Raw genomic sequence first — 7,792 nt, forward strand, 5'->3', positions numbered from 1 at the left:
TTGAGCACAGTCAGTACCGGCAGCAGTTCCCGTTTGGCGGTCAGTATTGTCATCGACCGCAGCACCAGCCTGTCAAACGCTGACTTGATGAATATGCAATCGGCAGCCAACGATTTCATCGGTTTGCTGGCCAACGACGATGAAGTGGCGATATGGCAGTTCAACGGCAACATCGATCGGCTGCAAGACTTCACCACGGATAAAGCCCTGGCAAGCGGTGCGGTCAATTCGATCACGCTCCAGGGGTCAACCGCGATCTACGATGCGGTTGCCGATGCGGCAGCCTACAGCCAAACCGCTACTGGACGTAAAGCGATCGTGCTGTTCACCGACGGTCGTGATAACAGAAGTTCACGCAGCAAAGCACAGGCCATTGATGCGGCCATCGCCGCTGGCACACCGGTCTTTACCATCGGCTTTGGCAATGCTGACCCGAATGTTCTGGATTCCATTGCCACCCAAAGTGGCGGTCTTGCCTTTCAGGATGCCACGTCAGCCAACCTGGGCGCGCTGCTGGCCAATATTGGTGACCTGCTCAACAACCAGTATGTCCTGAGCTGGCAGCCACCAGTTGCCGATGGCCGGCCGCACACGATTGGTATCACCGTAGCGGATCAGGGGCTGAGTGATGACGAGAGCCGGGACTATACCCAAGCCAGCTCGCCCTGCGGCGGGACGTGCGCGGCGGAGCGGAGCCTGCCGATCGCTTACGGCTTGAGCGTCAATAATCCGATCTCGATCGAGCTCGATAGCGCGGGCCAGACAGACACCTTCAGCATTGTTGAACAACTGCCCGCCGGCTGGACGGCGACTGACATCACACAGGGCGGGGTGTTTGACAGTCAGACCAGTACCATCCAATGGGATGGCCTGTCGTCCAACCAGACACTCACCCTGAGCTACAACGCCCAGACGAATGCTGCTAGCGGCACCGTGCAGTTTATCGGAACCACCAGCTTCGGCATTCGCGAGGAGGCCGTCTGTGGCCAGGAGAGTCTAGAGGTAGGGAACTTCTTCCCGGGTGATCTGAACGGTGATTTCCGGGTCGATATCAACGAGCTGACCGCCTATGGCGCGGCCTGGAAGAACGATCGAGGCTGGCCTGTCGAGCCGAGCCCGATCCCACTTGATTACGCGGTTGTGGCAGGCACCCTATGGTTAAACGGCGAAGATTACTTCTTTGACCCGAATCTTGATCCGCCGTTTGCAAGCGGCATTGCCGCAGCCTCAGCCCAAGTAGCCAGCACGCAGGCGAGAAGCGCCTGGACATCCCGGCAGGTGGCAGCGACAGCTGAACGGCAACTGCCCGCAGGGTTCCTGCCGCAACAGCCAATGACCGTCACCATCGAGGTCAGCCTCCAAAATGGTGTGGTCTATGCCGTGGTTGAAACCCCGCCCGAGGGTTGGACTGTCGAGAACATTAATGAAGGCGGTGTATTTGTTGAGCAGACGGGCCAGATCAACTGGGGCTTGTTCTTCGATGGTCAGGACCGCACGCTACAGTACGACTTGATTCCTCCAGCTGACGCGCAAGCCGAGAGCTTCTTCGGTCGTCTCAACGTCGACGGCGAGGGCTTTGAGGTGGGTGGCGACACTGAGATCAATCAGCTCGGCGATAACCTCTTCAACGATCGATTCGAGGCCGTGGCGAATGGCGGCGTGAACTGATGAGTAACAACCGGGTGGTCCGATGCGACCACCCGCGACCCATAGACATCAGTGAAATGGTGGGGCATACAGTCTTTAATGCCACCGGCACCTAGCGCTTACTGCCAAGCGGCCGAGTTCCATAAGTACAGTGAGAATAGAGTGTTTAACGATTCTGCCTCAACAATTTACAACTGAACGTATCTGATCGGATTTTTGCGAAGACTAGCGTCTCCCCATTTTTCTCTTTCGTCTCTTGCAAAGAGCTGAATTTGCTGAGGAATTAGGCGTACAGGAAGGAGATCGGGGTCTCCAATCCGGTAAAATGTGCTTAGCGATAAGTCACTGACCGTGAAAGGAAACCCCGATGCATAAGGAGTAAGCGCCGAAGAACCCACACTCTTTTCAACGCTCGCCTGATCGCTATGCTGATGCCATCGATGTTGCAGATGGAGAGCAGCAGTGGCAAGGCGGTATCTGACATCAGCTCAGTGGCGTGATCTGATCGCGCAGCAAGCAGCAGGTCATGAGTCGGTGGTTGAGTTCTGTCAGCGCCTCGGCCTGACGCAGAAGTCGTTCTATCGCCGTCGGGCGGCGTTGCGGCAGACGGATTCGGCCAAGGGCATGATGGTGGTGGCACCACCGGTTGCGCGGCCAGCATCTGGACCGATGGTTGTCTCCTGGCATGGCGTGGAGCTGACGCTACCGGCGTCAGCGTCTCCGACCTGGATCGCTCAACTGATGCGGGAGCTGGCCGATGCGCCTATGGCGTGACCTGCCCACGGTCTACCTGCACCGTGATCCGGTGGACTTTCGCAAGTCGATCGATGGGCTGTCGGCCATCGTCGAGCAGCAGATGGGCCTGGATCCCTTTGCCGATGCCCTGTACGTTTTCTGCAACCGCCACCGGGATCGGCTTAAGGTGCTCTACTGGGACCAGATCGGCTACTGCCTCTGGTACAAGCGCCTGGAGCAGGCCAGGTTCCAATGGCCACGCAAGCATGCCGATGGCATCATCCGCTGGGGTGAGCGCGAGTTCAACTGGCTGCTCGAGGGCTTTGATGTGCTGGCCATGAGAGGCCATCAGAAGCTGCATTTCAGTGCCGCCGTTGGTGGCTCATGCTATTGATTATGCTATACTTTAGCCATGTTATCGGCCGCCCGGAATACCCTCTCTGACAGCCCTTCGGAGGCCGACCGGATCGCCGCCCTGCAGGCCCGGATCAGCGAGCAGGAGACTCAACTGCAGGCCCGCGCCGAGCGCATCCGCCAGCTCGAAGAGATCATCCGCACCTTCCAGCGCAAGACCTTCGCAGGCACCAGCGAGCAGGCCTCTGCCGCCCAGCTGGGCTTGTTCAACGAGGCCGAGGAGATCGAAGCGACCGCGCCGCCCGAAGTACCCGTCACGCCCCATGCCCGGCAGCGCCGCGGCCGACCGGCCCTGCCGCCAGAGCTGCCGCGCGAGGAGATCGTCTACGACCTGCCCGACGCCGACAAGGTCTGCCCGCACGACGGCACCGCCCTGGAGTTGATAGGTCAAGACACCTCCGAGCAGCTCGATATCATTCCAGCCCAGGTCAAGGTCATCCGCCATGTGCGCATGAAGTACGCCTGTCCGTGCTGCCAGCAGCACGTCGCCATCGCCGCCAAGCCAGCCCAGCCTCTGGGCAAGTCCATGGCCGCCCCCGGCCTGCTGGCCTACATCGCCACGGCCAAGTACGCCGATGCCCTGCCGCTGTATCGCCAGGCCGAGCAGCTCAAGCGACTGGGTATTGAGCTGGACCGCACCACGCTGGCCCACTGGATGATCCAGTCCGGCCAGCTGGTTCAGCCGCTGATCAACCGCTTAAGCGAGCTGATCCTCGAACAACCCGTCATCGGCATGGACGAGACCACCGTCCAGGTCCTCAAGGAACCCGACAAGACACCACAGAGCACCAGCTACATGTGGGTCATGGGCGCCGGTCCGCCGGGGCAGCGCCTGCGCGTTTTTCATTACGAACCGACCCGGTCGGGCCGCGTTCCCATGGAACGGCTGGACGGCTTTGCCGGTGTGATGATGGTCGATGGTTACTCAGGCTATGGCGCAGCCTGCCAGGCCCACGGCATCACCCGCTTAGGCTGCTGGACCCATGCCCGGCGCAAGTTCTTTGAGGCCGCCAAGCTCCAGCCCAAGGGCAAGACCGGACGACCCGATCAGGCACTGGCCCTGATCGGCAAGCTCTATCGGGTCGAGCAGGAAGCCCGGGACATGGAACCGGACGCTTGCCGTGCGCTGCGCCAGCAGCAATCACGCCCGATCCTCGATCAGTTCCAGGCCTGGTTGACCAAAACCGCACCCCAGGTCCCGCCCAAGACCAAGCTCGGCCAGGCCCTGCATTATCTGCAGGCCCAGTGGCCCGCGCTGGTGCGCTACCTCGACGATGGTCGCTACCCGATCGACAACAACGCCATCGAAAATGCCATCCGGCCGTTCGCCATTGGCCGGAATTATGCGCAGTGCCCGGTTATGCGAAGTACCGGATCCCGACTACCTCATAGCTCGATGAACAGGCGATTCCACTTGACATAATCACAGCGCCCGAAGGAAGCCAATAAGGCTGTCTGGCGGCCGGTACCGATACGATGGGTGTTCCGGTGCCTCAAGCCGCGCGAGCGCCCTCTCCTTCATGGCGAGATCGGCCTCGACGTAGTGGTGGGTTGTCGCAGGGCTCTCGTGGCCGAGCCAGAGCGCGATAACACTGATGTCCACGCCGGACTGCAGCAAGTGCATCGCTGTCGTGTGCCGGATCGTGTGCGGAGAAATAGTGAGCATCGCAAGTTCCGGGCGGCGCTCAGTTGCGTGCTTCACCGCGATGGCGAGTCGCTGCGCGGCGTTCGCTCGCGTCATAAAGGCGCCCTGACGGGTCGGCAGTAGCGGCCCTTCGCCGGTTGGCGCGCCCTCGAGCGCTAGCCAGGCACGTACGCGCTTCGCGGTATTCTTCCACAATGGCACTGTACGCCGTTTGCGTCCCTTACCGAGTAAGCGTACGCACGCCCCGTCATCAGTGACAATGTCGTCGACGCGTATCGAGACCAGTTCGGAGACTCGCGCGCCGGAGTTGTACAACAGATGCAACAGCAGACGGTCCCGCGTCGCGAGCCAGTCCTTACCGGGCAGATCCAGCACGGCGAACATCTGTTCGCGGGAGAGGAAGCCGACGATCGGGCGCTCGAAGCGCTTCATTGGGACCGACAGTGCCGCTGTCATCGTCGCCAGGTTTGCCACATCGCGATGTGTAGCGAACTGCAGAAACGAGCGGATCGCGGCAAGCCGAGCGTTTCTCGTGCGCACCGCGTTGCCGCGGCGCGTCTCCAAATCGTCCAGAAAGCTCAAGATCAAAGTCTCATCAATATCGGCGAGCGCGAGTGAGGCTGGTGCCTTGCCGAGCGTGCGCTCGGCATGCTCCAGCAGCAAGGTGAACGCGTCGCGGTACGTCGTAACGGTGCGCGGGCTGACTGCGCGCTGGTCGATGAGGTAGCTGGTGAAGAACGTCTGTACTAGCGCCTGGAACGTGGGGCCGGGGGGAATGACAGTGCTCATGAGCGCTGCTCCGCATCACGGGTGAACGCCTCGAACGCGCGCCCTGCGGTCGCCATGAGTTCCGGTACGCCGGTCAGGTACCAGTATGTGTCGCTGATCTTCGCGTGGCCGAGGTAGGTGCACAGCCACAACATGCCCTGGTCGACCGGCAAATTTTCCTCATGCCAACGCAATAGCCGGTGCACGGCAAACGTATGGCGTAGATCGTGGAGGCGGGGCTGGGCATAGTCTCCTCGTGCGCGCCAACCGAGAGAGCGCCGAAGGTTGACGAAGACAGCGGCGAGTGTGCTGGCGTTCACCGCCATGCCGTCACGGCCGACGAAGAACGACCGTTCCGGCGCAAGGGGCCACTGCTGATCACGTTCTCGCCGATAAGCTAACAGCGCCGCGGCCGTGCTCGGATGAAGTGGTATCTGACGATGTTTGCGGAACTTCGTCAGTCGGATTGTTAGCCGTCTGCCATCGGGATCGATGTCTGTGTCGCGTAAGTTCAGCGCCTCTGAGCGTCGCATGCCAGTGGCCGCGAGAAGGCCGAGCAGCGTTGCGTAGGTCGCCGGGCGCAGCGCGTCCGACGGCTTCAATCGGGCAGCGGCACGTACCAGCGCGTCGATCTCATCGGTTGTGTAGATGTGCGGTGTCAGCCGCCCGCGCTTCGGTCCGAGGAGGCACGGATCGACTTCAACAGAATCGGGTTCGAACTGCCGGTAATAGCGCACAAACGGGCGCAATGTCTCGAGACGTCGTGTTCCCGTGCCGGCGGTCGTCCGCAGAACATGCAGCCGCGCCCAAGTGATCTGGAGCTCAGCGTCGAGAGGCCCCGCGTGGTTGCGCTGGTCTGCGTAGCGTGCGAAGCGGCGCAACTCGCTGTCGTGCATCCGATAGCCGAGGCGTTGCCGCTCAGACAGATAGTCCTCTACCGCGCGCCCGACGGCGCCAGCCGCGATCACGTGCCGCTCCCAGGCCAGGGCATCGCCACAGCATCAAGCCGCCCTGAATCGACTTTGGCATAGATCTGCGTCGTGTCGAGGTGTCGATGCCGTAGGAGGTCTGCGACTTCCTTGAGTGTGCCACCACCAGCGAGCACACGAGCTGCCAGGCTATGGCGGAGGATGTGTATGCGTGTGTAGGGCAGCCCGCAGCGCGTGTATGCCGCGAGGAGAGTGCTCTTGACGACCCCTGGCAGCAGCGGTTTCTCCACGGGTGCAACATGGCGTACAAACACCTTCCGACTCTTGCACGACGGCCGTTCGTGTCGGAGGTAGTTCATCACCGCCTCGCCCACAGGAACTGGCATGGGCAACCTATCGACACGCCGGGACTTGCAGTGACGAAGGCGGATCGTGCCGATGTCCCAGTCCAGATCTTCGAGCTCGAGAGCGACCACTTCGGCCGATCGCAGGCCGAGCCTGGCAACACATTGTGCGATGGCTAGGCCGCGACGCCACGACGGCAACGAGGGGCCGAACGATGTGAGAACGCTCTCGACCTCGTCGGCGGAAAGTGTCTCCGGCAAGGCGGATAACCGCCACTGCGCGGGGGATACGATTACCGGAAGTAGTGCGACAACATCGTCCCCAAGCAATCCGCGGTAGCGCAGGTAGCTACGCAGCGCGCCAGTCAATGTGCCCAGGCTCGCAGGCGACCATCGATCAGCGCGCTCGGCCACGAACCGACGCAGTCGGCTCGCCTCTTGCCATGCCGAACTGCCACCTGTACCGGCTGTGAGCTGGAGCAAGTCCCGGATTATCTTCCGACGATGCAATCGTGTGCTGGCGGCCAAGCCTCGACGATCACGCAGGAAGGCGTCGTAGCGCTCAAGTTCGCGCTCTACCGCATTGGGATCTGCCTCAACAAAGGTGATACCTGCAGCCGCCAATGCCGGCTGTAGCTGACGCAGCGCCGCCCGAACCTGCGCTCGACTGCGCTGTACGGGGCGTGGGCAGTCACAACAAGGAAGGTGCTCGTCGATAAAGCGAGCAATAGTCGAGCAAGACAGGGTCTCGCACGTGACCCCCAGGTCGCTCGCCCACCTGGCGAAGTGCGTGAGGCAGAGGATGTACGCGCGCGACGTGCTGGTGGCATAGCCGCGTTCGTCAAGCCACTTTCTATAAGGTGCCTCGCATCCGGCAAGCGGGCCGTTTCGCAGCGATCGGGTCAGATCCGGGCGGAGAGGCGTGATGGAGCGGTTCATAAGCTGTCCTGTCGTTGAGGGTGACAGAGCAGTAGGCCTGCACGCTTATGTAAAGTCGAGAACGGGAACGATGGCGTTGCGAGTAGGCAGGCTGCCGCCGGCGAGCCGATGATCGCCGTGGACTTCGCATAACCGGGCACTGCGCATAATTTCTGTTATGCAAAGGTTGGCATAATCGCAAAAACTGGCTGTTCTCCCAAACCCAGGCCGGTGCCCGTGCCAGCGCCAACCTCTACAGCCTGATCGAAACCGCCAAGGGCCACGGGCTCGAGCCCTATGCCTACCTGCGCCGAGTTTTCAAAGAACTGCCGCTGGCTGAAACCGTCGACGATATTGACGCATTACTGCCCGGTGCGATCAAGGGTGGGGGT

General features: G+C 61.4%; 7 protein-coding genes and 1 pseudogene. 5 read left to right on the forward strand and 3 right to left on the reverse strand.

Translation table 11 applies throughout. The features are described from left to right. From G3I74_RS11880 to tnpC, 4 genes are all read left to right on the forward strand, one after another. Window positions 1-1,668, forward strand: a 1,668-nt coding sequence (locus G3I74_RS11880) for a vWA domain-containing protein (RefSeq protein WP_203594719.1), incomplete at its 5' end; no start/stop codon positions are given. A 441-nt stretch (window positions 1,669-2,109) separates the two neighbouring features. Then, window positions 2,110-2,421 carry an IS66 family insertion sequence element accessory protein TnpA gene (gene tnpA / locus G3I74_RS11885; protein WP_164211835.1) on the forward strand — a complete coding sequence of 104 codons (312 nt, stop codon included), beginning with the start codon at window positions 2,110-2,112 and terminating at the stop codon, window positions 2,419-2,421. Next, the gene (tnpB, locus tag G3I74_RS11890; RefSeq protein ID WP_164211836.1) at window positions 2,405-2,776 is read left to right on the forward strand and encodes an IS66 family insertion sequence element accessory protein TnpB; all 372 of its coding nucleotides are present in this window, start codon (window positions 2,405-2,407) and stop codon (window positions 2,774-2,776) included. The genes tnpA and tnpB overlap by 17 nt, the downstream gene beginning before the upstream one ends. An 18-nt stretch (window positions 2,777-2,794) precedes the next feature. Continuing rightward, window positions 2,795-4,219 carry an IS66 family transposase gene (tnpC, locus tag G3I74_RS11895; RefSeq protein WP_164211837.1) on the forward strand — a complete coding sequence of 475 codons (1,425 nt, stop codon included), beginning with the start codon at window positions 2,795-2,797 and terminating at the stop codon, window positions 4,217-4,219. On the opposite strand, the gene G3I74_RS11900 is transcribed toward tnpC, so the two are convergent. Genes G3I74_RS11900 through G3I74_RS11910 form a run of 3 tightly spaced genes read right to left on the reverse strand, consistent with a single transcriptional unit; the run spans window position 4,220 to window position 7,421 of the window. Next, a complete protein-coding gene (locus G3I74_RS11900; protein ID WP_164209419.1) occupies window positions 4,220-5,230 on the reverse strand; it encodes a tyrosine-type recombinase/integrase in 1,011 nt (336 codons plus the stop codon). It lies immediately after the preceding gene. Then, complete coding sequence (locus G3I74_RS11905) at window positions 5,227-6,177, reverse strand: tyrosine-type recombinase/integrase (RefSeq protein WP_203594447.1); 951 nt, start codon at window positions 6,175-6,177, stop codon at window positions 5,227-5,229. The genes G3I74_RS11900 and G3I74_RS11905 overlap by 4 nt, the downstream gene beginning before the upstream one ends. Beyond that, window positions 6,174-7,421 (reverse strand): tyrosine-type recombinase/integrase, encoded by a 1,248-nt coding sequence (locus G3I74_RS11910; RefSeq protein WP_164209422.1) that lies wholly within the window; start codon window positions 7,419-7,421, stop codon window positions 6,174-6,176. The genes G3I74_RS11905 and G3I74_RS11910 overlap by 4 nt, the downstream gene beginning before the upstream one ends. 176 nt (window positions 7,422-7,597) lie before the next feature. Between G3I74_RS11910 and G3I74_RS11915 the strand changes: the two are divergent. Continuing rightward, window positions 7,598-7,792: pseudogene (locus G3I74_RS11915) on the forward strand (transposase domain-containing protein); the annotation flags it as partial.

Source organism: Wenzhouxiangella limi, assembly GCF_010499265.1.
GTDB classification, from domain to species: Bacteria; Pseudomonadota; Gammaproteobacteria; order Xanthomonadales; family Wenzhouxiangellaceae; genus Wenzhouxiangella; species Wenzhouxiangella limi.